Below are 26,878 nucleotides of genomic sequence, written 5' to 3'. Positions count from 1 at the left end.
TCATACCTTTATTTCCTTAACTTGACGCGTATGGTCAAGAATGACAGTCTGTCCAGGTTCCAAGATCGGTGTCAAAAATTGCTCAAACCATCCATTAAAAACATCCATATTACAGTGGCCTTCAAAGGTTAACGGAACAACTATCTTTCTTCCACTTAAGGCTGCAACCATACTGATTCGTTGAGTTTTCTTTCCAGATTTTAAGGCATAAAACCGCTGTCCTTTCTGGCAATATCCGTAGGGGTAGTCTTCGGTGTTATCAATGCCAGACTCATCTATATACACTAAGTTTTTAGGTTCTTTTGTCGCTATAATTTTCAAAAATTCAGCACGTTTTTCTTCGTTTCTTTCCTTGTATCCATATGTCTTTTTTTGCGCGTAAATCCAATTTTTTTAAGGGCTCGATAGATCGTTTGGATACTAACGTTGTTCCAAAGTTTAGCCATTTCCGATAGAGTCTTTCCTCCGTGTTCTCTGGCAAATTTGGCAAAGGTATCCCAGTCGGTAATTTTGTGATTGTAACCCCCATTTCCAAGTTTTTTTGATTGAAAGTCTCCTGTTTCTTTTCTTCTTTGCTGCCACTCCCATAAAGTAGTTCGTCCAATCTTAAATCTTGCTGCCACTGTTTCTCTGCTTTCTCCTTCGTCTAGCGCTTCCATTGCTTTTTTTCTTAAATCATAACTATATGCTGCTGGCATTCAACCTCCTTATCATCATCTACCCTTATCCTATCACATCCGGACTTTTATGGAAAGAGCTATAATATACGCGATGAACCAGAAAGTAAACTTTTTATAGAAAGGATTTTGCAACCGTTCATTGAACTTTTTAGTGAGCTTAAGCAACATAATTAAAGTACACTAAGCTTTAAGCATAGAAACCACTTTATCGTAACTTGGCAATGATTCAATTTCTCCAATTGCAGCTAGAGTGGTTTTTTCATGCTGAGATAACAATTCTTCTGCTGCTTTTTTTACGTTAGCAGTGGTAACTGCACTAATTTTTTCTATTAATTCATTTTTACTGATGTACCTATTATAGTTACCGTAGTAGTGTCCCAATGTTTCAGCACGTGAGCTAACACTTTCGCGTGACATTAAAATTTGGGATTTTACTCGCTCTTTCACTCTATTTACTTCTTCTTCCTTCAGATCATCTGTAGACAACTTCTTCAACTCTGTCGTTATAGATTTTAAAAGCTTATCTAAGTTACTACTGTCTGTACCAGCAAAAATGGAAAACATTCCTGTATTAGTATAGCTGGAATTAAATGAATAAACAGAGTAAGCTAATCCCTGCTTTTCCCTTACTTCCTGGAATAAACGTGATGACATTCCGCTCCCTAATATAGAATCAAGCACTTGAAACGTGTGATATTTATCGTCATGGCGAGAAACACTAGGTAGACCAATTAGCAAGTGTACCTGATCTAATTTACGATGTTCTAAATACTCACCACCAGTACAGCTTGCATTTTGGCTTTTTTTCAGCTTTTTAGAATGAATCTTTGAGAGAAAATCTTTGGTTAATGCAACAACTTCTTCATGTTCAACATTTCCTGCAACGGCAAATAGCATATTCTCACCAAAGTAATGCTCATTTATGTAATTATCTAGATCTCCTCGAGTAAAAGATTTTACAGTATTTTGCGTGCCTAAGATTGACCTACCAAATGGTTGGTCTTTATAAGCTGCCTCAAAATATTTGTCGAAAATAATGTCACTTGGTGAATCATTAGTTTGAAAAATCTCTTGTATTACAACACCCTTCTCACGTTCCAATTCATCTTCTGGAAACGTGGAATTCATCAATATATCTATTAATATATCAATACCAGTTTTTATGTCTTTCTTGAGGACTTTTGCATAATAGGTGGTGCTTTCCCTACCGGTGCTAGCGTTGAAAACTCCACCTATGTCATCAAAAGCTTTTGCAATTTCAAAGGCAGTTCTTGTCTTCGTCCCTTTGAAAGCCATGTGTTCTAAAAAATGGGATATTCCATTTTGCTTTGCACTTTCTGCTCTACTGCCAACACCAACTCGTATGCTTAAAGCTACGGAATCAATATCACGCACCTGCTCAGTTATTATGCGCAGACCATTATCTAATTTTGTTACCCGGGGTATATTCATCTCATATATTCTTCTAAGTTCTCTTCTGCAAAATCCCAATTAATCAAATGATCAAGGAAAACTTTTATGTAGTCAATTCTACGGTTTTGACAATCTAAATAATAGGCGTGCTCCCACACATCCATAGTGAGTAGTGGCACTTGGCCATAAATTATTGGCAAATCTGCATTTGGAGTCTTGGTGATTTTGAGCTTTCCTAACCTACCTTTTTCGAGCACTAACCATACCCATCCACTGCCAAACTGGCTTACTCCATGACTCGAAAATTCTTCATAAAATTTATCAAAGCCACCGATATCGTCTTGAATTTTTTTTGCTAGAAGACTACCATCTTTAGGCTTACCACCACCATTTTTTTTCATTGAATTCCAATAAAAAGTATGGTTCCAAACTTGTGCTGCATTATTAAATATAGGCAAGTTGCCGCTATTACCATGCACTTTTGTTATTAATTCCTCAATTTTTACATGTTGATAATCTGTATTTTCAACTAGCTCGTTGAGTTTATTTAAATATCCTTTATGGTGCTTATCATAATGAAAATCTAAGGTTTTTGCAGATATATAAGGCTCCAAAGCTGTTTTATCGTATGGTAATTCAGGTAAAGTAAAACTCATAAAAACCTCTTTATTTCTAACCTACTTGGATGGTAGGGCAATATATGCTTTTGTGCAACATATAATTAATAGCTAAAACATTTAGGTATCTATTGCATTATTCTAAATTATACTACAATAACGATTATTATATAAGCCATAGAAATGGATTAAATGCAAAAGTTACTTGACACCCTTCGCCAACCCCCTTATCATGAAACTGAAGCTATTTATTTATCTTCTCTGTACAGATTAAATGACAAAAAAACTCACGTATCTGGCGTCTCATGCTTAATTTTTTGCACTATGTGCACCTTATGTCTTATAAAATTTCTACCTACATAAGCTGAAACGCGCTTATAAAGCGTTTAAAACATAAAAAAACGCCAACTTAAAAAATGGATAGTGAATAACTAGCTACCCTAGGGTTTCTTTTGCCTTTTTTTCTGTTTAGTAAATTTCTTAACGTTTATAATTTAGATTAGTTGCGGTTTAAAAGTAGCTGAATCGCGGTTATTAAACGTTTAGAATAAAAAAACGCCATACTTGAAAGTATAATGTAAGTAATTAGCCAACCACGGGGCTTCTTTTGCCTTTTTCTCCGCTTGGTAAATTTCTTAATGTTTATACGGAAGGTGTCATTCCAGCGCGTGACGCTGGAATCCCAAAAAAAGGATGAGGAGAGTAGACCGGCGGAACTTCCCCACCAGTCTCTCGCAGAACTGCACGGAAACCTCTCGGTTTATGCAGCTCCCATTATTTAGCCTTTTGATCCTAACCCAAGTGTCCAGTGATAGAAAATATTTGGAGACCTCTTTCTCACTTTTCCTAGAAATTGCTTTGCTAGTCTTCCGTGATCACGAAGTTTCTTATATTTTGTCCTGACCCATCTTATGAGGTATCTCTCTATATTTCTGAGAGATGGATACATCTCTGATTTATAAAACCTGCCATAGTACTGAAACCAGCCTCTGACTATTGGATCTATTTTCTTCGATATTTCCTCTAGTGTGGTCCATGTAATCCGATGTATTCTCCATGACTTTATGGTTTTCTTGATCTTCTTCTTGGCTTTGTTACTAATTGCTGGTAGAAATGAGACGAAATAATTCCTCATCTTATTCTTTGCTACTCTAGGTCTAAAAGTATAACCTAGAAAATCAAAGTTCTGTGTAGGAAATTCCTCTCTTCTATCATCATCCTTACAGTACACTATCTGTGTCTTTTCAGGATGTAATTTCAACTTATACTCAGCCAATCTTTCTTCGATCATTACTTTCATAAATTCTGCCTGTTTCTTAGTTCTGCAGTGCACTATCGCATCATCCACATACCTCTCAAATAGTACTGTCGGGTAGTTCTTTTTCATCCATATATCAAACACATGATGCATGAATATATTAGAGATGATTGGGCTAACTGAACCTCCTTGTGGAACTCCTTTATCCCTAACTACCTTACTGCCATCTGCAAGTTGTATAGGGGATTTCATCCACCTTTCAACGTATAGTATGACCCATTTGCAGTCTGTGTGTTTCTTGATAGCCTGCAGTGCTAAATCGTGGTCCAGATTGTCGAAAAATCCAGATATATCAAGATCTACCGTCCAATCATTTTTCCAACATCTCTTCCGTGCTGTGTATACCGCATCCAATGCAGACTTATTTGCTCTATAACCATATGAATCTTCATGAAATTTCGGTTCTACTAACGGTTCAAGATACATTGTAGCGGCTGTTTGCGCTATCCTATCTGATACTGAGGGAACGCATAAAATTCTTTGCCCTCCTCCAGTATTTTTTGGTATTGCTACAGCTTTTACAGGCTCTGGAAAATAACTTCCGGATGACATCCGATTCCATAGTTTGTATAGATTGTCTTTTAGATTTTCCTCAAACTTTGTTATCGAGACCTCATCTACACCTGCTGCACCTTTATTTTTCGATACTTGTTTATAAGCTCTCCAAATAAGTTGCTTCGGTATATCAAAAGACTTTGTTTTATTCATTAACTCCTCCCTTTCGGTTGATAAATAATTAAAACTAAATAACTCAGCCCCTTCGCTCCATTTCCATTACAGAAACTTCTTCGCTACTACGAGCTAATCCGCCCCTGTTTTTCGCATCGGTACTCTCATCCTCAGAGATCAGCTCTTTGGACTTCTCCCTTTTCATCAAAACGACAGGTTCCCGTAGTTCCATGCAATAGCCTAAAATAGATTCACGCCACTTTTATGCCGGACGCCACCCACCCAGTAAACAAGCTCCCGGTAGATTTATCCCAGATTAACGACTACCCCCTGGTTTTGACGTCGTCTCTACGCTTTCGACACTTCATCAGTGGTTCACTTGCGTTCGTCTCTCTATTTCACACATGACACATAATTGTGCCTTTTCCATAACGCTCACTACCTTAGCTCTTTACCAAAGCAGCTTATGGCTGTTTGAAGTCTGCTCTTGCAAACCGGCTCCGAGGGGCCCACCCTCATCTATTGCACAGCTTCAACACTTCCCGTGTTTCTACGGCGCACTGTCATCCGAGTAGCTGACACTGGGATGACAAAAAAAGGAGCACTGGGATGACATCATAGGGGCGCTGGCCTGACAATCGTCATTCCGCTACGTGTTAGCGGGATCTAGAGATACCGTGACGGTATGACAAGGAAGAACAGTTGTATTCCTGCACAATTTATTCTCATGACAAAAACGTCTTAACTTTCTCTCTACTTTTTCTGGGTAAGGTCAATTTTGTGAAAAAATGGATTGAATTATAGGCAGATTTGGCTATTATTTGTAATACATGGGTATTAGGTAAAATGTTTAAATTTGATCCTTTATTATTAGCTCGAATTCAGTTTGCCTTCACAATAGGCTTTCACATTATATTTCCTGCTTTCACGATCGGGCTTGCAAGTTTTCTAGCCTTTTTGGAATGGTGTTGGCTTAAGACTGGTGATACACGTTTCCGTGATGTTTATAAATTCTGGATCAAGATTTTTGCCGTTGCTTTTGGCATGGGAGTGGTATCTGGAGTTGTAATGTCATATCAACTTGGTACCAATTGGTCGATTTTTTCTGACCGCATAGCCAATGTTCTCGGCCCTCTATTTTCCTTTGAGGTTTTAACAGCCTTTTTTCTGGAGGCATCTTTTTTGAGTATTATGCTATTTGGATGGAATAGAGTAAGTTCTCGTATGCACTTTGCTTCTACTTGTATTGTTGCAGTGGGAACGCTTATTTCAGCTTTTTGGATTATTGCGGCCAACAGTTGGATGCAAACACCCGCTGGATTCACGATTGGTGAGAATGGTCTCCTATATCCAACCAATTGGTTAGAGATTATTTTTAATCCTTCTTTCCCTTATCGCTTTATTCATATGGTAACAGCAGCCTATCTTACAACAGCTTTTGTGGTTGGTGGTGTAGGAGCATTTTATCTTTGGAGAAAACGACATGCTCCTCAAGCAAGAATTATGCTTGGTATGGCAACCATTATGGTAGCTTTAGCTGCACCATTTCAGCTGTTCATGGGAGATAGGCATGGATTAAATACACTAAAGCATCAACCTGCTAAGATTGCTGCAATGGAAGGTATATGGGAAACCGAAAAAGGGGCTGGCTTACTTTTATTTGCTTATCCGGATCAGCAAAATGAAATTAATCACTACGAGATAAAAATTCCTAATCTTGCCAGCTTGATCTTAACACATGATTTTTTAGGAGAAGTAAAAGGATTAAAGGAATGGAAAAAAGAAGATAGACCACCTGTAGTATGGGTATTCTGGTCCTTCCGTATAATGGTTGGAGTTGGAATTTTAATGATCATAATTGGGTCAGTAAGTGTTATACAGTATCTTCGTGGCAAATTATTCCAAAGTTGTTTCTTACATGGATGGTGGATATCAATGATGCCGTCTGGGTTCATAGCGTTACTTGCAGGTTGGTTTACTACTGAAATTGGCCGTCAACCTTACACTGTATATGGAATTATGCGCACAATTGAATCATTTTCATCTGCGATTACCGGTCCTCAGGTTGCATGGTCTTTGATTGCATTTATCGTTATGTATACCCTTATATTTGGAGCAGGTAGTTACTATATTCTGAAACTTATATACAAAGGAATTCCTGTCATTAAAGAAGAAGAGCAATTTTATAAACACGGTATTGGAGCTTCAGTGATTGATGCTGGTACATCTGGAAAGGACAACAATCATGTTTGATTTTTCTTCCTTAATTAATTTACCCCTAATCTGGGGATTACTAATTGCCATAGCTGTTTTACTGTATATTTTAATGGATGGGTTTGATTTAGGTATTGGTATTTTACTTCCTTTTGCACCGTCAGATAAATGCCGTGATCACATGATAAGCTCAATTGCACCATTTTGGGATGGAAACGAAACATGGTTGGTATTGGGTGGTGGAGGGTTGTTTGCTGCTTTTCCTCTTGCATATTCAATATTAATGCCTGCTTTTTATATTCCAATCATTATTATGCTGCTTGGCCTTATAGTGCGCGGAGTATCCTTTGAGTTTCGTTTTAAGGCAGAAGGAAAATACAGGCGATTATGGGATTATGCCTTTCATTTTGGGTCACTTGGTGCTGCATTTTGCCAAGGCATGATTTTAGGTGCATTTATACATGGTGTAGAAGTAAACGGACGCAACTTTTCTGGTGGCCAATTTGATTGGGCAAGTGCTTTTAGTGTAATGACAGGCATTGCTGTGATATTTGGATATGCACTTTTAGGTTCTACATGGCTCATAATGAAGACAGAAAATATAACACAAGAATGGGCACGCAAGGTTGCTTCTTATACGCTTGGTTTTGTAGGTATTTTCATGGGACTAGTGAGTGTAGTGACACCATTTTTAAATGAACGTATTAAAAACTTTTGGTTTAGCATGCCAAATTTTTATTATTTATTTTCTATTCCATTACTCACATCTTGGCTATTTTTCATGCTGTGGTTTGATCTTCAGAATACTAAACAGGAGTACCGTCCATTCTTTCTCAGTATTGCTATTTTTTTTATGGGATATTTAGGTTTAGGAATTAGTATCTACCCATGGATTATACCTTTTCAATATACCATTCTGGATGCAGCCGCTTCTGGGCCAAGTTTATCTTTAATGCTCATTGTTATAATACCGCTTTTACCAATCATTTTAACTTACACTGGTTATTGCTATTATGTCTTTCGTGGAAAATCAAATTATGAACACACATATTAAGGAGTTAGTGACCTTATGGTTAAAACGTTACCCTTAAATCAAGCAGTCGTTCAGGCAATGGCGTCAACTCAAGAACCTTCATTAGCAAACCCTCCTATGGATTTTCTGAAAAGTTTTTGAGTATATTGTATTTTTAATTTGTAGAATAAGTTTTTTTCCTTTTTGCATGCTAACCAAAAAGGGTTCTGTCATCCTTCTTGTCATATAAGTAGCTTGACGCGGGCATTCAGTTTTCTTTATAATTTTCTTTGTGAAAGAACAAAAATGCTTATTTGTAACCATAGCTGGCTTACCAAATGCTGGGAAGTCTACATTAATTAACAGCATCATAGGCAAGAAAATTGCAATTGTCACCCCTAAAGTGCAAACAACAAGGACGCAAATAAGGGGTGTTGCAACATGCAACAACACACAAATTGTCTTTACTGACTCCCCAGGAATTTTCTCAGCAGAAACAAAACTTGAAAAAGCTTTAGTCAAATCTGCATGGTCGGCAGTTAAGGATAGTGACATCACTTTGTTGCTTGTTGATGTAAGCAATTATTTGAAAAATATAGAAAGAATTAAGACTATATTTATGCGGCTGCAGCGCACAAAAGGCAGATGCATTTTGGTTATCAATAAAACTGATTTGGTAAAAAGGCCTGAATTAAAGATGGCGCATGAGCATCTGAATTTGCTTTATAAATTTGAAAAGGTTTTTATGATATCAGCATTAAAGAATGATGGACTTTCTGATTTGATGAATTACTTGTCTGAAGTTGCATCGGTGAGCCCCTGGTTTTATGAAGAAGATCAAATAACCGATTCCTCGACAAATTTTTTATCAGCAGAAATTACGAGAGAAAAATTATTCTTGAACTTGCGTGAAGAATTGCCATACTCTACAGCTGTTATAACTGAACAATTTGAGGAAAAAAAAGATAAGAGTTTAGTCATCAAACAGATCATATTTGTGTTGAAAGATAGTCATAAAAAAATAGTACTAGGAAAAGATGGCAGTAATATTAAAAAAATTAATATCGAAGCGCGTGCTGAACTAGAAAAATTATTTGAGTGCAAGGTACACCTCTTTTTATTTGTGAAAGTGCGACCTTGGATCGACCGTCCGGAGGAGTATATAGGCAATGCTTAATTCTTTATTGGTATTTGATATTGAAACTATACCAGATGTACATTCCTGCAAAAATTTACTCAATATTAGTGATGATAGTAGTGTAGAAGAGAAGAGGGATGCATTAACAAAATATCATCTTGAAATAACAAACGGGCAAAACTCTTTTCTGCGTCAGCCTTTTCACCTTGTTGTAGTTATTAGTTTTTTACTTTGCAATATAAGCTACCAGAGTGGTTATGAGGTGTTCACACTGCAAGAAATAAGATCTGGAGGCACACTAAATTCCAGTGAAAAGGAGCTAGTGAAAGGATTTTTTAACTACATATCAGAGAAAAAGCCAAGATTAGTTTCGTTCAACGGACGCACTTTTGATATACCAGTGCTGAAGTATCGTGCTATGGTCCATGGCATTCAAGCAGAATATTTTCATAAAGCTGGCGATAAGTGGAATAGTTACAATCAGAGATATAGCAGTGATTGGCATTGTGATTTGCTTGAATCCCTCTCTGATTTTGGAGCTTCTGCGAGAGTAAAAATGAACGAAGTTTGTGCAGCATTTAATCTTCCTGGTAAGATTGGAGTTGATGGGTCACAAGTTATGGACTTATACGATAGCGGCAAGATACAAGAGATTCGAGATTATTGTGAAACAGATGTAATTAACACTTATTTGATTTACTTAAGGTTCATGCATCATCAGGGAAGGATTACTACTGAAAGCTACAACAAAAGTGTGGAAGAGCTGCTTTTAGAGTGCGAAAAAAAAGAATACCTAAAGAAATTTAAAGAAGAATGGCAAATAACTTGTGGTGGAAAAATTTTACTTCCATAGAATAAATAGTCGAGTTATAATGCACTAACAAGCGAACCTCTGTACTAAATTTTGGTTAATATACACGTTGAGCATATTAAGAAAGTTGCTTTTAAGGTATTGCATTTTACTTTTATTTTCGTTATAAGGTTGCTTTAAGTTGAATTTTCAACATTTTTATACTATTTACATTTAAGATATGATTTCGAAATTTTTTGGGGGCACTTCATGAAAAAGTCTATGTATACTAGAACTGCTCTAGTTTCTTTATTAACTTTATGTTCTTTCAGCAGTTTTGCAGCTGACTTTCCTGATGAGAGTATGAAGGAAATAAAAAAGCAAGAGAGCACAAAAACTTCTGGAAAAGTGGAAGTTATGAAAACATCAAATAAAAAACTGAAAGAAAAGATGGACAGAATATGTAATGCTGATCCAAGAAAAAAAGCTGAAGAGCTTAAGAAAAAAGAGGAGCTAAGATTAGCAGCCGAGCAGAAGAAAAAAGAGGAGATCAGGCTAGCAAATGAGAAAAAAGCAAAGCTTATAGAGGATTCAAAAGCGAAAGCTCTAAACGCTAAGAATTCTAATATAGAAAAAGGTAAAGTTTCAAAAACTAAGCGTTCTAAAACTAAGAATGCTAAAGTTGAAGCTAAAGATGTAAAGAAGGATATAAAAGTTGTTAACAAAAATACAGAGGAAAAAGGTAAGGCAAGTCCTGTTGTTTCAGTTGGTGGAGTTGATATTATCGATACCAATCAAGGGCAAAGTAATTTAAGAATAACTTTTGGTGGTGTTGTTGATGCTCAAGGTTATGGCAAAGCTGGACCAAGTGGCGCAGATTATAAACGTTATAACGTTATGCCAAACAGATCTACAGAGTATTATAATGCCACTCCAGATATAACAAGAGGAGCAAATCCAATATTCTATGAAGGAATAGGAAATATTGGTGATTACAGCAACGATATGGGTATGATTGCTGACGCGATATTGCACCTCAGAGCAGAAAATAAGAATGAAGATTTAGGTCTTCTTTATGGTGCTGACGTGCAGTTTCATGTTCCAGTGACCGAAGGTAAGGGAGCTTCACAGGGTGTTTATGCTGCAAAAGGCAGAAGTGCGCATGTGTTTGTTAACTCAAAATATGGTGACGTGAAGCTTGGTTACCAATTTGGTCCTGAGGCTCTGATGAGGCTTGATGCAACAAGAATTGCGACTGTTGACGGAGCTGCAGATAGTGACTGGTTCAGAAAAGTGAACTTAGAAGGAAGCGCTGCTAGCTTTCCATTTTATGTAACACCACGTCTTTACACTGAAAGTTTTTCGAGTGAAAGTGAAAAATTCTCTTTCCGCATGGCAGGGAAATATAACAAAGGCGTTATGACTACACTGCCATTTAGAGTTGCCTACTACTCACCAAATTATATGGGCGCAAGGTTTGGCATCAGTTATGCACCTCGTTATGATAGTAGCTTGTTTATTGTGAAAGAAAAAGAAGAGAAAAACGGTAAGGTAAAAGATAAGATAAGGCATGTCGGTCCAGACTATGAGCACATAGTAAGTGCTGGTGCATCATATGAATATGACTTTGATAAATATAATGTAAAAGTTAAAACTTCTGCAGTTGGTGAGTATGGCTTTCCAAAGCAACCAAGTAAAGATAAGCATCTTTATAAGGAATTTGTAGAGTATAATGACCTGATGGGTGTTAATTTTGGTGTAAGCGCTGATTATAAGATTAATGAAGATCAAGGCGTAAAGTTTGCTGCCTCTTTTGCATACTTGGGCAAATCTGGTCAACCGAAGGGTATTAAAAAATTAATTGGTGATACCTATACGGAAATTGATAGTAAAGATGCTACTGATGGCAAAAGAGTGGAAGGGCTGAAAGCTCAATTTGGTAAAGATAGTATAGATACCATGTATTGGACTGTAGGAGCTGGGTATCAACATGAGAATATCTACACAAGTTTGACGTATTTTGGCAGCAGAATGAATGACAAAGATATGCTTCATGATGGTGCACTTGGCGTTCAATATGATCTGTCTCCTGCATGCAGTAAGAACAAATTTGTTCCTTACGCAGCTCTCCATTATTTTATGACTAACGAAACAGGTAAGCTGAAAGATGAGTCTGATGCTGATGTACCTTCTAACCAAGGAATTCTCCTTCTTACTGGTGTGAAGTTTTCTTTCTAACCAGCCAGTACACACCACAGTTAACTGTGGTGTATTCTTGTCTGTTAGTGTTTATTTGTCGATCAAATAAACATATGGTGTCCTCTCTCCTGTCATCCCAGTGCGTGACACACAACTGTACGAACATTGTGATTTGAGGACACTCCACCAAGAAGGATGTCATCCCAGTGCCCAGACACTGGGATCCAGATTTCCATGCAACTTCATCAAAAGCGTTTATTCAGCATAAGATCAGCCACTTTTTATGCTCACCAAATCAGTTTGCTTACTTACAAGCAAAATTTCCTGGATTCCAGTGTCAAGCACTGGAATGACACCCTATGGTCACCGGAATGACGCTTTATGGCTACTTAGATGATGAGAAAAGAACACACTGCCCTTATTCTACTGGCCGTATAGCTACTTTCAAATTTAATCAATTAAGCAGGAGGCCCCTATGCAAACCACACTAAAAAATCATTTAGCTGGAGAATTATAGCTCTTTTTACAATAATCCGAACAGATCATAATATGCTACTGCTCTACCATAGCCATAAGCACATATCTTATCCTATTCGGACTATTGCGAGAAGTGCTATACTTACCACCGCTACGTGCTGGAAATTAAAGCTCGCAGGTGGAGAAGTAATGGGATTCACTGACTATGATGAAGATTTAAATATTGATAATATACTCTATAAATCTTCAAGTGGATTTACAGCCAGTAGTATAATATTAAACAGCGATTTAAAAACTGATAATCTAGAAATTGAAGGGATATTAAATAGTGCTGATATTAAAGAAGAAGATGTTTTATCAGGAAAGTACGACTTTGCAAATATTGAAATATTTCTTGTGAATTATAAAGACTTGACCCAGGGAACAATGAATCTACATTCAGGAATTTTTGGTAAAGTGACATTAAGTAGTGGAAGATTTATTGTTGAAATTAGAGGGCTTTCAGCAAAGCTTGAGAGAAGCATAGCAGAATTATACTCTCCTGCATGCAGAGCACAATTTTGCGATGATAAATGTAAAGCCGATACTAAAAAATTTAGTAAAATAAGTACAATCACTAAAGTAATAGACGAAAGAAGATTTGAAGACACGAATTTAACTGAGAGTGATGAATATTATAAGCACGGAGTAGTAAAATTCTTTGGCTCAATAGCGTTTGAAGGTGTAGTAAAAGAATATAAAAATAAAGTAGTTACGTTGTTTACTTCGCCTCCATACCAAATTTTTGCTGGAGATAAATATTCAATACTCGCAGGTTGCGATAAAACATTTCCAACTTGCAGAAGCAAGTTTAACAATACTGTGAATTTTCGTGGTGAACCCTATATACCAGGTTTTTATATTGTTTAGCAGTACAATTTTCAATATTATGAATAAGCATGGAAAGGTGGCTGAGTGGTCTAAAGCACACGCTTGGAAAGCGTGCACATATGAAAATATGTCGGGGGTTCGAATCCCCCCTTTTCCGTATGTTACTTCTAGAATAGTATAAAACCCCCGGTCGCGCACACAACTGTACGAACCATACGCGTCAAGTTAAGAGATTGTGAGCAAATTTAGAGAGGTTAAAGTGGATACTCTAGCCCTTCTACGTTTGTCTTTTAATGAAAATCGCGACCAAGTTATAGTGAGTTTTTTAAGAAATGCTTTTAAACTATTAATTTTGGTTAATACTAAAAATAACTCTCTAACCCGCCTTTTTAGCTCAATAAATGCCTTTGTTAAGCTAAGTTCTGTATTCTTTTTCACTTCTGTGCAACCAACTATGCCGTGAAATATAAGAATTGCGCACAATTTAGCATATAGTTCACATAATACTCTGCATGGCTTTCCTTTTAGCTTATCAAGCCTGATATGGCTTTTATACAATTTAAATAATAACTCAATTTGCCACCTTACTCTGTAAATCGTTAATACTTGCTCAGCACTAATTTTATTTTCTGGAACATTAGTTATAAATATTGACCAGTTCAACAATTTTTGATTTCTTTTAGAGGATCTGCGATCTTGCTAATCTATTAGCTTTCCTTCTTCTGCCCATAGACTGTTCTTCAGTTAGTTTCTGACATATAATTCTTACTCTAATTTTTGCTTCTTTTCCTAACAATACCTCGTTTTCTAAAAATAACTTATCCTCTCAACATTCTAATAACTCCATTTTTTGATTTGTTTCTACATCATATATGTTGGTATCGACGACTTATGAAATAAGCTCCTATTTCATTGATTTGTTTAAAAGAACTTGGCACAAAATAACCGAGATCAGATATTAGCAAATCATTGCTTAATATATTACTTAAATGTTTCCTATATCCCTGGTCTGATCTTACCCCCTCCGTTAAATTAAGTTGGTCTATTATCTGATTCATGTAGTCGAAAACTAATTGTAACTTTATTCCAGACTTAGTATTGCTTTCATAGCCACTGTAGCTAGTACCATAACCTTTATACATCTCTTCCATACTGTTAGGTAGAGTAATATAGCTACTGTCCAATAATTTAACACTATTAAATTGCTGTAAGATTTTGCAATCAACTTGCAAGATATTTTTAAAGAGAATCACAGATTCATTATACATCCTTTTCATAAATTCCACTGCTTCTTCAGTAAATCTAAAATCCAAACCTTGTTTTGTTATATCTATCGAGTCCTCGTTTAGTAATTGACACATTGTTTCTACGCTACAATTATCAACTCCTATATTACCCAAGACCATGGCTTTTACGAATGATGAACCTTTTAGCTTTCTCTTTCTTTTTATAAACCTTGTTGTAATTGAGATTTTCTCTGCTTTTTCATTAAAAAATTCTTTGAGCTTTTTTGATAAGCAAGTTATTTTATTCATTGGTTCTCTCACTAAAAGTATATCTGGGAGAACTTATACCTTATTATTCTATCTCTTTCATACCTTTATTTCCTTAACTTGACGCGTATGATATAGCTATATAGGGTCACAACAATAGCTTTTTAAGATCGTTTACGGCCTTCTTAATATCTTCAGCCTTGAATATCGCCGATCCCGCAACTAAAATATCAGCACCTGCTTTTATTATATCAGCTGCGTTAGAAAAGTTAATTCCACCATCTACTGAAATTTGTGTTTTAAGATTACGCTCCTGTATCATTTTTTTTATAGTAGATATCTTGTTCAACTGTGAATGAATAAATTCCTGCCCTCCAAAGCCAGGGTTGACTGTCATAATCAGCACAATATCTAGCTCATGTATTATATATTCAAGCACACTTGGGGAAGTTGAAGGAACAATTGAAACTCCAACTTGAATCGGTTTTTTTTCGTCGTTTACATTTTTGTATGACTTTATCTTTCTTATCAACCTCTCAAGGTGTATCTCTGCTTCTGCATGTACAGTGATAATATCAGCACCAGCATTTATAAAGCTTTCAATGTGGTTACCAGGAGATTTGACCATTAAATGCACATCAAAAGGAAGATTGCTATATTTACGTATTGCAGAAACAACGCTAGGACCAATTGTAATATTTGGAACGAAATTCCCATCCATAACGTCTATGTGTATGTAATCTACACCTAAATCGCTAATTTTTCTTACTTCTTCCCCTAATTTTGCAAAATCTGCTGAAAGTATAGAAGGTGCAATTTTAATACTCATGAGCTGCCTTTTTTGCTAAAAAATAACTTATTTTTAAAACTCTGTCACCCTAAGCACCATCTGAGTAGCTAGAGACCGATATCGGTATGCCTATTTAACTAGATCTTAAATTAGATAAAAAAAGGTAGTCTTGATAAAACTTATTTACAGCAAGTTTTTTTACATTTGGACTTTCTGTTTGTTCTTTTTTGTACCCTAATTTATAGCTTATTGAATCCTTGTATAAACTGATCGTTTTGTATGCTTTGTTCATCTCTCTAGGAAAGATGCCGTTAGCAATTATGACGCATAACCCTGTAGCTGTTGCAAAAGCTAGAGTGGTAAATGCTAGATTTTGTAAAAAATTCCTTCCACTAACTTTTTTTTCCTGTATATTAGCAGAGTGCGATTTGTTTGACACTTCTTCTAGATATTCATGCCATATGTGATTGCAGTTCGTACATTTTACCTTTCTTCCAGATGCACCTATTTGCTTAGGAGATACTAAGTAAGTTTTAGTACAACTATTACATTGTATTTTCATAGCACTTACATATAAGTAGTAACAAGCCCAAATGATACGAGCTACAAATTTAATATCAATATATATATAACAAATGGAAGGTTTGCAACTAAAAAAAACACAGAGTGAGATAAAAGATATTTGGAAAAATAGAGAAAAATTTAATGACTGTAATCTAAAGAAAACAGCAAGAATAGCAATTAAAGAGGTAATTGAGCTCCTTGATAGTGGCAAAATTAGAGTAGCAGAAAAGCTATCAAGTGGAGAATGGGTAGTACATAAGTGGATAAAGCAAGCAATATTATTACATTTTCTCACTGAAGAAAGCAAAATAATAGACAATACCAATTGCTGGTTTGATAAGATCGGTAACAAGTTTAGTGAATGGAATGAGGAGAAATTTCGCCGGTTAAAAATTAGAGCAGTTCCTGGGTGTTTTGTTCGCCGATCTGCTTATATAGGTACAAATGTTGTTCTAATGCCAAGTTTTATCAACGTTGGTGCATATGTTGATTCAGGAACAATGATAGATACCTGGTCAACGATTGGTAGCTGTGCGCAAATAGGAAAAAACTGTCATATTTCCGGTGGAGTGGGAATAGGTGGAGTTCTTGAGCCTATTCAAGCTTCACCTGTCATTATAGAAGATAATTGCTTTATTGGAGCACGTAGCGAAGTGGCCGAGGGTGTGGTAGTGAGAGAAGGATCAGTCCTTGGCATAGGCGTGTTTATTGGGGCATCAACAAAGATTATTGATAGAGAAACTAGCAAGGTATTTTACGGCGAAGTGCCACCTTATTCTGTAGTGGTACCAGGGTCTATTCCATCTAAAAATAATATTTCAACCTATTGTGCAGTCATAGTAAAAAAAGTGGATGAAAAGACGAGATCGAAAATCTCTATAAATGAAATATTGAGGGATTAAACTATCTTACTCCTTGTCGTCACTTTTTTTATCATTATTACTAACCACAGTAATGGCATACGCGCATAACTCTGAGAAAGAGACTCCATTTTCTTGAGATAGTTTATATAATTTTTGTAGACTTTCTTTTACTTTATTAGGAATATTCCCTCCACGTTCTTTTACAAGCCAGGAATCTTGATGATGAATTGGATGAGCATCACTTTTTGGATTTCCTATATATATTGCAAAAGGTGAACTTTGCCCTTTGAAGTCACATTGTACAGTAAATTTTTTTATAGATTCAGCCATCTAAAGACCTCTACTTTTCTTTTTGGTCGATTTTATAGCAGGTGGAAGAGGTGGTTTCTTTATAAAATCTTGTCTATTGACAACACTTTCTCTACCTTCCAAAGCTCGGCGAACATCAGCTCTGCTTAATTGCGACTCTTTTGCTACCTTCATTCTATGCTTTGCCATAATATTAGCACATGCTAGTACTTTTTTTACCAATTCTAGATCACCATTTAGCATTTGAACTAGCACTTGAAACACTTCCGCTAAAGTTAGCCCATCAGCATTTATAACCTTGTTTTCTATAAAATTGACAGCTTCTTCAAATTTGTATTCAATACTATCATCTTGAGCTATAAGGGCAACATAATCGGTGTTTTTGTCGTCCATAACTGAAGCACTATTACTCACAAACTTAAGTGTATACTATATATATAAATACTCTACTATTTTATATTATGGCACGCTATAGTTAAACATTTATTAATAACATGCTCACTTATATACACGAATTAATTGACAAAAGTCAAGGATCAATATCCATCAGTGATTTCATGAATGCCGTTTTGTACCATGAAAAATACGGCTATTATACAAGTAAATTACCGCTTGGTAAGGATGGTGATTTTACTACCGCACCTGAGATCAGCCAATTATTTGGTGAAGTAATTGCAGTTTGGATAATGCATGCATGGGAAAAATTAGGAAAGCCATCAAAATTTTCTCTAGTTGAACTTGGGCCAGGCAAAGGAACACTCATTCACGATATAATAAGAGTCACTAAAAAATACAGCAGCTTTTTTAATTCAATGTTGATCCACTTAGTTGAAATAAGCCCTACTTTACGGAAGATACAAAAGGAAAAATTAAAAAGCTTAGATGTTAATTGGCACAAAAATATTGACAACCTACCAGAACAACCAACCATTTTTTTAGCAAATGAGTTCTTTGACGCTCTTCCGATAGATCAGTTTGTATATCATGATGAGGGGTGGTATGAAAATATGGTGACAAAACAAGATGATGGCAGTCTCTTGGTGTCATGCCAGTGCGTGACACTGGAATCCAGAAAAAAAGAATCATGGATTCCAGTGTCAGCTACTCAGATGACAAATGGAAAATTTTTTAATGGTGCAGTGGTGGAAATATGTTCAGTTGGGGTTGAAATATTAAAAAAACTTGAGAAGAAGATATATAATAATAAAGGAGCTGCTTTGATTGTAGATTACGGTTATGTATACCCCGCATATAAGAGCACTTTGCAATCGATAAAACAACATAAGTATGCTAATTTTCTTGAGAATGTTGGTAATAGTGATATTACCGCACTTGTAAACTTTCAAGCATTAAAAGATTCATTAAAACACGTAGATTGCGAGATTTTAACTCAAAGGGAATTTTTATATCTTTTTGGCATAAAAGAAAGAACCCAGGCTTTAATGAAAAGCGCAAGTGATGAACAAAAGAATAGGATCTTTAGTGAATTCTTAAGGTTGACTGAAAATATGGGCACTCTTTTTAAAGCAATGCTATTGATATAGCTAACCCAAGAAAGGTTTCCCTACGTCATACCGCCGCGATATCTCAGCATAGATTCCGCTAACGAGTAGCGGAATGACGAGCTTATTGTCATGCCGCCGCGAACCGTCATACCGCGATTCATTCGCGGTATCTCATCAGCTAACAAGCAGCAGTTCTACGTCATACCGCCGTGGTATCTTTTAGCATAGATCCCGCTAACACGTAGCGGGATGACGAGCTTATCGTCATGCTGCCGCGAACCGTCATACCGCCACGAACTGTCATACCACCACGAACCGTCATACCGCGATTCATTCGCGGTATCTCTAGATCCCGCTAATAAGTAGCGGGATAACGGTTGTCTCCTAGCTGTCATCCCAGTACTGGTAGACTCAAATCACAATGCTCGTATAGCTGCAACCCTGGAGGTACTGTTTCTCACCCACTGGAGATATTGCACGGTACTATCTACTTGATCATCGTGTCGAGTTTCAGGAAACATTAAAATCTCATACTCAAAATCGTTCAGCCATACTGCTTGATGTGGCAGAAAAACCTTGCCAGACTCTATAATCGGAACAATTTGATGAAATCGAGTGAGCTTGTCATCATGTGGCACTATTTCAATAATCGGTAAATCACTGTTTGTCTTTAGCTCTTGCACCAATTGTTGACCACTTGTTTTTGCTTCGATTAAAATTGCGTGTGGCGTCCATCTTGCAGCTAGTGACAAAACCTGTTCTTTAAGCTTTGGATACTCAAGCTTTGCGCGATATACGTCGAGTAAATAGAATTTATTATCTATTTTTGCCCAGGTGATGCAGACACTAAAGTTGCTCATGTTACTTGTTGAAACCGCAGTATCCCAACTTTGTGTTATATGCGAGAGATTATCAGGAAATTTTTTATAGCGTTTCAACCACTCTGGTTTAATTATACCACTTGAAAGCGGCAGAGGGTTTTGTTGATATTGAGCAGCAAAAGCGTAACTCCCAAGTTCAGCTTTTATTATCTCAACTTCTTCTTTTCCTCCATCGAGGGGATATAACAACTGACCTTCTTCTCTTGAATATAATATCCTTACAGGTGACGCTGGTTTATTATATAATCGCCTGGTCGCACAGTGCTGAGCTACTCGGATGATAGGAACGGGAGGTATTGGCTTTTTGATTGAATAAATAACCTGCTTATTTTCAGAAATCATTGGCAAACAAATATGATGCCATATGTTTTTTGGCTTGGAGAGAAGGTGTCCAGTTAAGTCCTCCTGGTGTAGCCTGTGCATTACAAGAACGATGACTCCTTTTTTTCTATCGCTCAGCCTGGTTACTAAAGTCTGATCAAACCAGTTTGTGGCACGCTTTCTAAGCGTTTCACTCAAAGCTTGAGCAGAACTGAGCGGATCGTCCACAATGATAAAATCACCACCTTCACCAGTTATAGCTCTTTTTACAATAATCCGAACAGATCATAATATGCTACTGCTCTACCATAGCCATAAGCACATATCTTATCCTATTCGGACTATTGCGAGAAGTGCTATAGTGTTCCACCAACTGATGTTGCGATTCTGTATCCTCTCTGCACTGTTTGAAATTTATATTTTGTATTCTGGTCTTTGGATAGTTCTATCTCTGGAAATAGCGCTCTATACCAACTAGACTGCATCACGCACCTGGTGTCGAGCGAGTGCTTTTCGCTGAGCCGCTGAGAATAACTTGCAACTATTATTCTCGCAGTTGGTTGGTTTCCCAGTATCCATGCGGGCCACGCAACGCTTATGCACATGGACTTCATCGAGCGCGGAGGCATATTGAATATTATTCGTTTCACTTCACCAGCGCTCGCCGCTTCCAGCCTATCTGCTATGACTTTTATATACTGATAATCGTTATACTCACACCCCGGCACTACCGTTTGAAAGCACAGTTCAATGAATTTTAGAAAGTTCATGATATAATGTTGAAACCAACGCGTGACGCTGGGATGACAAAAAAAGGAGCACTGAAGGCTATAGGTGAGACGTCGCGGTATCTCTAGATCCCGCTAACAAGCAGCGGGATGACGAATTACTTAACCATCATTACACCGTCATACCGCGATTCATTCGCGGTATCTCTTAACATAGATCCCCTACTATACCTTAACATAGATCCAGCTAACAAGCAGCGGGATGACGAGCTTATCTTCATGCCGCCACGAACCGTCATGCCGCCGCGAACCGTCATCCCGCTGCGGTATCTCAGCCGCTAACAAGTAGCGGAATGACAACAATCCTACGTCATACCACCGCGGCGCTAACAAGAGATCCCGCTAACAAGCAGCGGGATACTTAGGGATGACGGTTGTTGTTTAGCTATAAATATTAAGAAATTTACCAAATGAAAAAAAGGCAAAAGAAACCCTGGGGTTATTATCCGCTTTAAAATATTGGCGTTTTTTATGTTTTAAACGCTTGACAAGCGAGATTCAGCCGCTTTTAATTGCAACTAACCTACGCTGCAAATGTTTAAGAAATTTACTAAGCAGAAAAAAAGACAAAGAATCCCCGAGTTAGCTAGTCTTTTACTATCTCTGTCGAGTATTGGCATTTTTTGATGTCTTGTAACGCTTTATAAGCGCGTTCAGCTTATTTAGATAAAAATCTAGATGTAGATGAAGTTTTGTAAAGACATACAGTATCTATATACTGCAAAAAATTGAACATAAGACGCCGATATATTAAGTAATCCTTACCTTTTAATCTGCAGATTGGCGAAAGCAAATACAATAGCTTCAGTTTCATGATAAGGGGGCTGGCGAAGGGTGTCAAGTAAGTTTTTTCGTTTCTATTCCCAATAAAAGTTTGTTATATGGTTATGCAAGAAGTTTAATACTCATAGTTTCAAGCATATACTGAAATATCTCATTAGCAATTGCAACATCTTGGCGTGGGGCTTTGCCGTGTTCTATAAACACAGAGATTGCATAGCGCGGGTTATGGTAAGGGCCATAGGCGATAAATAACTTATGACTTTCGCCCTTAGAGTTTATTTCTGGTGTACCGGTTTTGCCAGCAATTTGTATACCGCTTAGCCCTTTCTTATAGGTTCCAGTTTTAGAATTCACCACATCAAACATAGCTTTTCGAACTATGCTAAGATGCTCACAATCCACATCAATATCGGGAAAATCTTGTATCGTTTCATTCATCTTAATGCGGGGAATTACCTCTTTTCCTGTTGCAATCCTCGCTGCAAGAACTGCAAGCTGTAGTGGTGTTGTAAGCATATACCCTTGTCCTATAACTAAGTTGATAGTGTCACCTAAATACCACTGCGAATATAGCTTTCGTGTACGCCAATCTCTATCTGGCAACAACCCTGGAGCTTCTTCTTTAAACGTTCCAATCAGTGGCCCACTTCCAATACCAAATTTTCTGGCCATTTCTACTAGAGAGTCTACACTTATTTTTTTCCCTATATTATAAAAGTAAGTGTTGCATGATAATGCCATTGCTTCATTTAAAGATACATATCCATGGACTTTGCTTTTCAGGCAACGAAATTTCCGCTCACCTATTTTCATATAGCCCTTACACGAGAATTTTTCTTCTGGTGTGATTATTCCGTCTTTTAAACCCGCAAGCGCAACTATTACTTTAAATATTGAACCAGGTGGAATTTGATATGATAACGCACGATTCACGAGCGGCAATGAAGGAGCATTCAAGCTCTCCCAAGTCTCATTTGATAGCCTGCTAGCAAAAAGATTATTATCGTAAGAAGGTGAATTATATAATGCTAAAATTTCTCCATTATTTACATCAATTACCACTGCGGAGCCTTGGTGATCTTTAAATACCTCTGCGGTTTTCTCTTGCAGATTAATATCAATTGTCAGTTGTACATCTTGTCCGTCTTGTTGTGGTATGCTTGATAATTCTTTTATGACGCGTTTTTTAGAATTTATTTCCTGCTCAGATTTTCCTGACTTGCCTTTCAATATATGATCATATGTATATTCAATACCGCTGATTCCTACTTCGCTTATGCCTTGCTGTCTTTTTGTATATCCGATTACATGAGAACACATTGAACCAAACGGGTAATAACGTTTATAAAGAGCAGTTATTTTTTCTGACGATTTTGCTATTTTAGACTCGACTTCTGATAATGTCTGCAAATCAACTTCCTTACCAGAACCATCAAACAAAACAACATACGAAATTTTGTTTACCGCAAGTTCAATGCTATTCCTATCTAAAATTTTGCCCCGCTTAGGCATAATAGTAGCAACTCTTATTCTATTACTATTAGATAGTGCTTCGTACTTTTGTCTGTTTCGTATTTGTAAATTATATAACCTGCAACTAAAAACCGCAGAAATGGTAAGCTGAATACCACCTAATATGAATGCTCTGCGGTTAAAGACTTTGTTTTTTGTCCACATAACATTCCTTCAAAACACACTTTTTTCCCCTCTTTTATTGTTACACTTCTGGCTTTTACCGTATTACAAACCCTTTTTTCCCACTTACTTAAGGTCACAAACTTATAACCTGATTTTTTTAGTATTTTAATAATATGAGGTAAAGCTTCAATTGTGTTTGACCTGTTATTGTGATCATGAAACAGTATAACTGCTCCATTATGTACATTACTTAAAACTCTTTCAACTAAAGTTTCTGGCTTATCACCTTGCCAATCTAGCGAATCAACTGTCCATAATATTGAATACATATTTAATTGATCAGTATTTTCAATCAGATTATCGTCATAACATCCATATGGCGGACGAAACCATTTTACATCTTGTTTTATTGCATTTTTAATTGCTGTATTTGTCTTTTCCAATTCTTGCAATTGTTCCTCACTTGAAAGTGATGTCAACTTCCTATGCGACCAAGAGTGATTGCCTAACTCATGACCTGATTCATGAATTTTCTTTACTATTTCAGACGTTTTTTCATTTATACGTTCACCAAGCACAAAAAATGTTGCTTTTGCTTCATAGCTTTCCAGAACATTAATAATATCGTTTACTCTATTGTTAGACGGTCCATCATCAAACGTAAGCGCAACAAACTTATCGTCGTTATTCAATAATTTTTTTATATTACTTAAATTTCTATATGATAGATCTAGATTACAACTGAGCCCACAGTATGGTAAATTAAAATTACAATCACTACAAAAAGCCGTACTTGAATATAGTAAGAAAAAAGTGATTATCCTTATAAACATTTGTAATCAGCAAAGTGATAGAATACTACACTTTTTTGCTAAGTTAAGCCATCTTTAATTGCTGTAGCCTTTACTTCATCGCTTCTTTAATATATTGTATTAACAATTTTATATAATATATTATGATTGCAAATATAAATACCGTTGCGCTTCAGGGAATTAGCACAGTAAATGTCAATGCACAAATTCATATGGCAAATGGTATTCCAGCTTTTAATATTGTTGGCTTGCCGGATAAAACTGTTGCAGAATCCAGAGAGCGCATCAGAGCAGCGTTAAATTCAATCAATCTACTACTACCTCCAAAAAGAATTACAGTTAATCTCTCCCCTGCGGATTTGCTGAAAGAAGGCAGTCATTATGACTTGGCTATTGCTATTGGACTACTTGTTGTAATGAATGTGATACCAGTTGAAAAAGTTCAGTCTTATATCATTATGGGTGAGCTTGCCCTTGATGGCAGAGTTATTCCAGTTTCAGGTGTGCTGCCAACAGCAATTAATGCAAAAAAGGACAATAAAGGAGTAATTTGCCCGAGAGGAAATGGTGTAGAAGCTGTATGGGTGAAGAATGTTTCAATTCTGGCTATAGAGAAATTATAGCACTTCTCGCAATAGTCCGAATAGGATAAGATATGTGCTTATGGCTATGGTAGAGCAGTAGCATATTATGATCTGTTCGGATTATTGTAAAAAGAGCTATAACTGATATTATCAGACACTTTAAGGGTGAGCAATTAATTCAGCCAGTAATTTTTAATTATAGTGATGCACCCAAAGAAAAAAGATTGGTTCCCGATATGAAGGATATCAAAGGCCAAGTTGTTGCAAAAAGAGCAGCTGAAATTGCAGCAGCAGGTGGGCATAATATGCTTCTTGTTGGCCCTCCTGGTACTGGAAAATCAATGCTTGCTAAGCGCTTTATAGGATTGCTGCCTGATTTAACCGAACAGGAGATGATTGATGTTAATATTATTTCCAGCATAACAAAAACTGGTAATGAAATATTCAAAGTATAGCATTTCTCATAATAGTCCGAACAGGTCATAGGAAGGCAGAATCAACAGCACGACGAAAGGATTCGAATAGAGGAATGTTTTTCCTGGCTCTGTTTTTTATAGCAAACCAATGATGCTCAATTTTGTTGAAATCTGGAGAATAAGGCGGCAGATACAAAATTTCTGCACCAACCCCTTTAGCAAGCTCGATAATCTTATCAGACTTATGAAAAGTAGCATTGTCAAGAATGACAGTCTGTCCAGGTTCCAAGATCGGTGTCAAAAATTGCTCAAACCATCCATTAAAAACATCCATATTACAGTGGCCTTCAAAGGTTAACGGAACAACTATCTTTCTTCCACTTAAGGCTGCAACCATACTGATTCGTTGAGTTTTCTTTCCAGATTTTAAGGCATAAAACCGCTGTCCTTTCTGGCAATATCCGTAGGGGTAGTCTTCGGTGTTATCAATGCCAGACTCATCTATATACACTAAGTTTTTAGGTTCTTTTGTCGCTATAATTTTCAAAAATTCAGCACGTTTTTCTTCGTTTCTTTCCTTGTATCCATATGTCTTTTTTTGCGCGTAAATCCAATTTTTTTAAGGGCTCGATAGATCGTTTGGATACTAACGTTGTTCCAAAGTTTAGCCATTTCCGATAGAGTCTTTCCTCCGTGTTCTCTGGCAAATTTGGCAAAGGTATCCCAGTCGGTAATTTTGTGATTGTAACCCCCATTTCCAAGTTTTTTTGATTGAAAGTCTCCTGTTTCTTTTCTTCTTTGCTGCCACTCCCATAAAGTAGTTCGTCCAATCTTAAATCTTGCTGCCACTGTTTCTCTGCTTTCTCCTTCGTCTAGCGCTTCCATTGCTTTTTTTCTTAAATCATAACTATATGCTGCTGGCATTCAACCTCCTTATCATCATCTACCCTTATCCTATCACATCCGGACTTTTATGGAAAGAGCTATAACTCGTCCCTTTCGTGAACCTCATCATTCATGCTCTATGCCAGCGATGATAGGGGGAGGAAAGAATGCAAAACCTGGAGAAATTACCATGGCTCACAATGGCGTGTTATTTCTTGATGAGTTGCCAGAATTTCCAAGACTTGTGCTTGATTTTCTGCGCCAACCACTTGAAGATAGAAAAGTTACCGTTGCAAGGGCAAATGCTCACATAACCTACCCTGCAAATTTTCAACTGATTGCTGCAATGAACCCTTGCAGGTGCGGTTATTTAGGTGATGCAAGCAGATCGTGCAACAAAGCTCCAAAGTGTGGCACAGATTACAAAAACAAAATATCAGGCCCATTGCTTGATAGAATAGACATATGCATTGAAATGCCAAACGTTAGCATACTCTCTCCTGAAATCTCTGTGGAGGGAGAAAGTACTAAAATCATAAGAGAAAGAGTGATAGCAGCAAGAAAAGTTCAAACTGAGCGCTATAGTGAATTAAATATTCGTTGCAATTCAGAAGTAAGCGGTGAAGCATTTAATAAATTTACTGAACCAGATCAGGCAGGGTTAGAATTGCTAAAATACGTACTGAAAGAAAATTACATTTCCAATCGAGGCTACACACGCGTATTAAAAGTTGCAAGAACTATTGCAGATCTTGCAAAAAGTGAAGAAGTAAAAAGAGCACACATTGCTGAAGCGCCCAATTACAGAATAAAGGTATATTAAAAAATTAGTTTACTTGACAGGCAATT

General features: G+C 36.8%; 20 protein-coding genes, 1 tRNA gene and 6 pseudogenes. 12 read left to right on the top strand and 15 right to left on the bottom strand.

What is annotated here, in order from left to right:
- Window positions 1-3 precede the first annotated feature (3 nt).
- From AAGD87_RS02820 to AAGD87_RS02800, 5 genes and pseudogenes are all read right to left on the bottom strand, one after another.
- A pseudogene (locus AAGD87_RS02820) lies at window positions 4-698 on the bottom strand (IS630 family transposase); the annotation flags it as partial.
- Window positions 699-860: 162 nt separating this feature from the next.
- On the bottom strand, window positions 861-2,132 hold the full coding sequence (locus tag AAGD87_RS02815) for a M16 family metallopeptidase (RefSeq protein ID WP_010962800.1): 1,272 nt from the start codon (window positions 2,130-2,132) through the stop codon (window positions 861-863).
- Window positions 2,129-2,749, bottom strand: a complete 621-nt coding sequence (locus tag AAGD87_RS02810) for a superoxide dismutase (protein WP_010082437.1) — start codon at window positions 2,747-2,749, stop codon at window positions 2,129-2,131. The genes AAGD87_RS02815 and AAGD87_RS02810 overlap by 4 nt, the downstream gene beginning before the upstream one ends.
- Before the next feature lie 739 nt (window positions 2,750-3,488).
- Window positions 3,489-4,736 (bottom strand): group II intron reverse transcriptase/maturase, encoded by a 1,248-nt coding sequence (gene ltrA / locus AAGD87_RS02805; protein ID WP_341817731.1) that lies wholly within the window; start codon window positions 4,734-4,736, stop codon window positions 3,489-3,491.
- Window positions 4,737-4,779: 43 nt separating this feature from the next.
- Window positions 4,780-4,929 (bottom strand): hypothetical protein, encoded by a 150-nt coding sequence (locus AAGD87_RS02800; RefSeq protein WP_341817640.1) that lies wholly within the window; start codon window positions 4,927-4,929, stop codon window positions 4,780-4,782.
- 614 nt (window positions 4,930-5,543) lie between these two features.
- Between AAGD87_RS02800 and AAGD87_RS02795 the strand changes: the two genes are divergently transcribed.
- The 7 genes from AAGD87_RS02795 (at window position 5,544) to AAGD87_RS02765 (ending at window position 13,554) form a co-directional block, all read left to right on the top strand.
- A complete protein-coding gene (locus tag AAGD87_RS02795) occupies window positions 5,544-6,950 on the top strand; it encodes a cytochrome ubiquinol oxidase subunit I (protein ID WP_006280502.1) in 1,407 nt (468 codons plus the stop codon).
- A complete protein-coding gene (gene cydB, locus AAGD87_RS02790; protein ID WP_341817730.1) occupies window positions 6,943-7,965 on the top strand; it encodes a cytochrome d ubiquinol oxidase subunit II in 1,023 nt (340 codons plus the stop codon). Before AAGD87_RS02795 ends, cydB begins: the two co-directional genes overlap by 8 nt.
- A gap of 250 nt (window positions 7,966-8,215) precedes the next feature.
- Window positions 8,216-9,100, top strand: a complete 885-nt coding sequence (era, locus tag AAGD87_RS02785) for a GTPase Era (protein ID WP_010082484.1) — start codon at window positions 8,216-8,218, stop codon at window positions 9,098-9,100.
- On the top strand, window positions 9,093-9,914 hold the full coding sequence (locus tag AAGD87_RS02780) for a 3'-5' exonuclease (RefSeq protein WP_341817729.1): 822 nt from the start codon (window positions 9,093-9,095) through the stop codon (window positions 9,912-9,914). The genes era and AAGD87_RS02780 overlap by 8 nt, the downstream gene beginning before the upstream one ends.
- A gap of 207 nt (window positions 9,915-10,121) precedes the next feature.
- Window positions 10,122-12,089, top strand: a complete 1,968-nt coding sequence (locus tag AAGD87_RS02775) for a porin (RefSeq protein ID WP_338481664.1) — start codon at window positions 10,122-10,124, stop codon at window positions 12,087-12,089.
- Window positions 12,090-12,599: 510 nt separating this feature from the next.
- Complete coding sequence (locus tag AAGD87_RS02770; RefSeq protein WP_341817728.1) at window positions 12,600-13,436, top strand: DUF2163 domain-containing protein; 837 nt, start codon at window positions 12,600-12,602, stop codon at window positions 13,434-13,436.
- 31 nt (window positions 13,437-13,467) lie between these two features.
- Window positions 13,468-13,554 (top strand) — tRNA-Ser (locus AAGD87_RS02765).
- Between the two features lie 68 nt (window positions 13,555-13,622).
- Here AAGD87_RS02765 and AAGD87_RS02760 read toward each other — a convergent pair.
- The 3 genes and pseudogenes from AAGD87_RS02760 to AAGD87_RS02750 all read right to left on the bottom strand — a co-directional run bounded on the left by AAGD87_RS02760 (window position 13,623) and on the right by AAGD87_RS02750 (window position 16,242).
- Window positions 13,623-14,932 (bottom strand): annotated as a pseudogene (locus AAGD87_RS02760) (IS4 family transposase).
- Window positions 14,933-15,038: 106 nt separating this feature from the next.
- Window positions 15,039-15,719 (bottom strand): ribulose-phosphate 3-epimerase, encoded by a 681-nt coding sequence (rpe, locus tag AAGD87_RS02755; RefSeq protein ID WP_341817727.1) that lies wholly within the window; start codon window positions 15,717-15,719, stop codon window positions 15,039-15,041.
- 94 nt (window positions 15,720-15,813) lie between these two features.
- The gene (locus AAGD87_RS02750) at window positions 15,814-16,242 is read right to left on the bottom strand and encodes a zinc-ribbon domain-containing protein (protein WP_341817726.1); all 429 of its coding nucleotides are present in this window, start codon (window positions 16,240-16,242) and stop codon (window positions 15,814-15,816) included.
- Window positions 16,243-16,315: 73 nt separating this feature from the next.
- On the opposite strand from AAGD87_RS02750, the gene dapD reads away from it, so the two are divergent.
- Window positions 16,316-17,146, top strand: a complete 831-nt coding sequence (dapD, locus tag AAGD87_RS02745; RefSeq protein WP_264339475.1) for a 2,3,4,5-tetrahydropyridine-2,6-dicarboxylate N-succinyltransferase — start codon at window positions 16,316-16,318, stop codon at window positions 17,144-17,146.
- A gap of 6 nt (window positions 17,147-17,152) precedes the next feature.
- Here the strand turns inward: dapD and AAGD87_RS02740 are convergent, their stop codons facing one another.
- Both AAGD87_RS02740 and AAGD87_RS02735 read right to left on the bottom strand, forming a co-directional pair.
- Window positions 17,153-17,437, bottom strand: a complete 285-nt coding sequence (locus tag AAGD87_RS02740) for a DUF2610 domain-containing protein (protein WP_010962783.1) — start codon at window positions 17,435-17,437, stop codon at window positions 17,153-17,155.
- Entirely contained in the window at window positions 17,438-17,809 is a 372-nt protein-coding gene (locus AAGD87_RS02735) for a hypothetical protein (protein ID WP_410541888.1), read from the bottom strand.
- Between the two features lie 101 nt (window positions 17,810-17,910).
- Between AAGD87_RS02735 and AAGD87_RS02730 the strand changes: the two genes are divergently transcribed.
- Window positions 17,911-18,960, top strand: coding sequence for a class I SAM-dependent methyltransferase (locus AAGD87_RS02730; RefSeq protein ID WP_341817724.1), 1,050 nt, complete (start codon window positions 17,911-17,913; stop codon window positions 18,958-18,960).
- Between the two features lie 377 nt (window positions 18,961-19,337).
- On the opposite strand, the pseudogene terL reads toward AAGD87_RS02730, so the two are convergent.
- The 4 genes and pseudogenes from terL to AAGD87_RS02710 all read right to left on the bottom strand — a co-directional run.
- Window positions 19,338-20,378: pseudogene (terL, locus tag AAGD87_RS02725) on the bottom strand (phage terminase large subunit); the annotation flags it as partial.
- Window positions 20,379-20,482: 104 nt separating this feature from the next.
- Window positions 20,483-20,893 (bottom strand): annotated as a pseudogene (locus AAGD87_RS02720) (terminase); the annotation flags it as partial.
- A gap of 903 nt (window positions 20,894-21,796) precedes the next feature.
- The gene (locus AAGD87_RS02715) at window positions 21,797-23,371 is read right to left on the bottom strand and encodes a penicillin-binding transpeptidase domain-containing protein (protein WP_006280388.1); all 1,575 of its coding nucleotides are present in this window, start codon (window positions 23,369-23,371) and stop codon (window positions 21,797-21,799) included.
- Window positions 23,326-24,165, bottom strand: coding sequence for a polysaccharide deacetylase family protein (locus AAGD87_RS02710; protein WP_264339479.1), 840 nt, complete (start codon window positions 24,163-24,165; stop codon window positions 23,326-23,328). Before AAGD87_RS02710 ends, AAGD87_RS02715 begins: the two co-directional genes overlap by 46 nt.
- A 122-nt stretch (window positions 24,166-24,287) precedes the next feature.
- Between AAGD87_RS02710 and AAGD87_RS02705 the strand changes: the two are divergent.
- Together AAGD87_RS02705 and AAGD87_RS02700 are read left to right on the top strand one after the other, a co-directional pair.
- Window positions 24,288-24,764, top strand: a pseudogene (locus AAGD87_RS02705) (magnesium chelatase domain-containing protein); the annotation flags it as partial.
- Window positions 24,765-24,868: 104 nt separating this feature from the next.
- Window positions 24,869-25,180: pseudogene (locus AAGD87_RS02700) on the top strand (ATP-binding protein); the annotation flags it as partial.
- A 28-nt stretch (window positions 25,181-25,208) separates the two neighbouring features.
- Here the strand turns inward: AAGD87_RS02700 and AAGD87_RS02695 are convergent.
- Window positions 25,209-26,068 (bottom strand): IS630 family transposase gene (locus AAGD87_RS02695; protein WP_264705388.1). Its coding sequence is split into 2 segments (ribosomal slippage): window positions 25,209-25,744 and window positions 25,744-26,068, totalling 861 coding nucleotides; the frame shifts between segments, so codons are not numbered across the junction.
- 49 nt (window positions 26,069-26,117) lie between these two features.
- On the opposite strand from AAGD87_RS02695, the gene AAGD87_RS02690 reads away from it, so the two are divergent.
- Complete coding sequence (locus AAGD87_RS02690) at window positions 26,118-26,852, top strand: ATP-binding protein (RefSeq protein WP_341817723.1); 735 nt, start codon at window positions 26,118-26,120, stop codon at window positions 26,850-26,852.
- The last annotated feature ends 26 nt before the right edge of the window (window positions 26,853-26,878 follow it).

Source organism: Wolbachia endosymbiont (group A) of Pherbina coryleti, from assembly GCF_964026875.1.
Classification (GTDB): Bacteria; Pseudomonadota; Alphaproteobacteria; order Rickettsiales; family Anaplasmataceae; genus Wolbachia; species Wolbachia pipientis.
The sequence above is the reverse complement of the archived record's forward strand: the minus strand, read 5'-3'. Positions and strand labels throughout refer to the sequence as shown.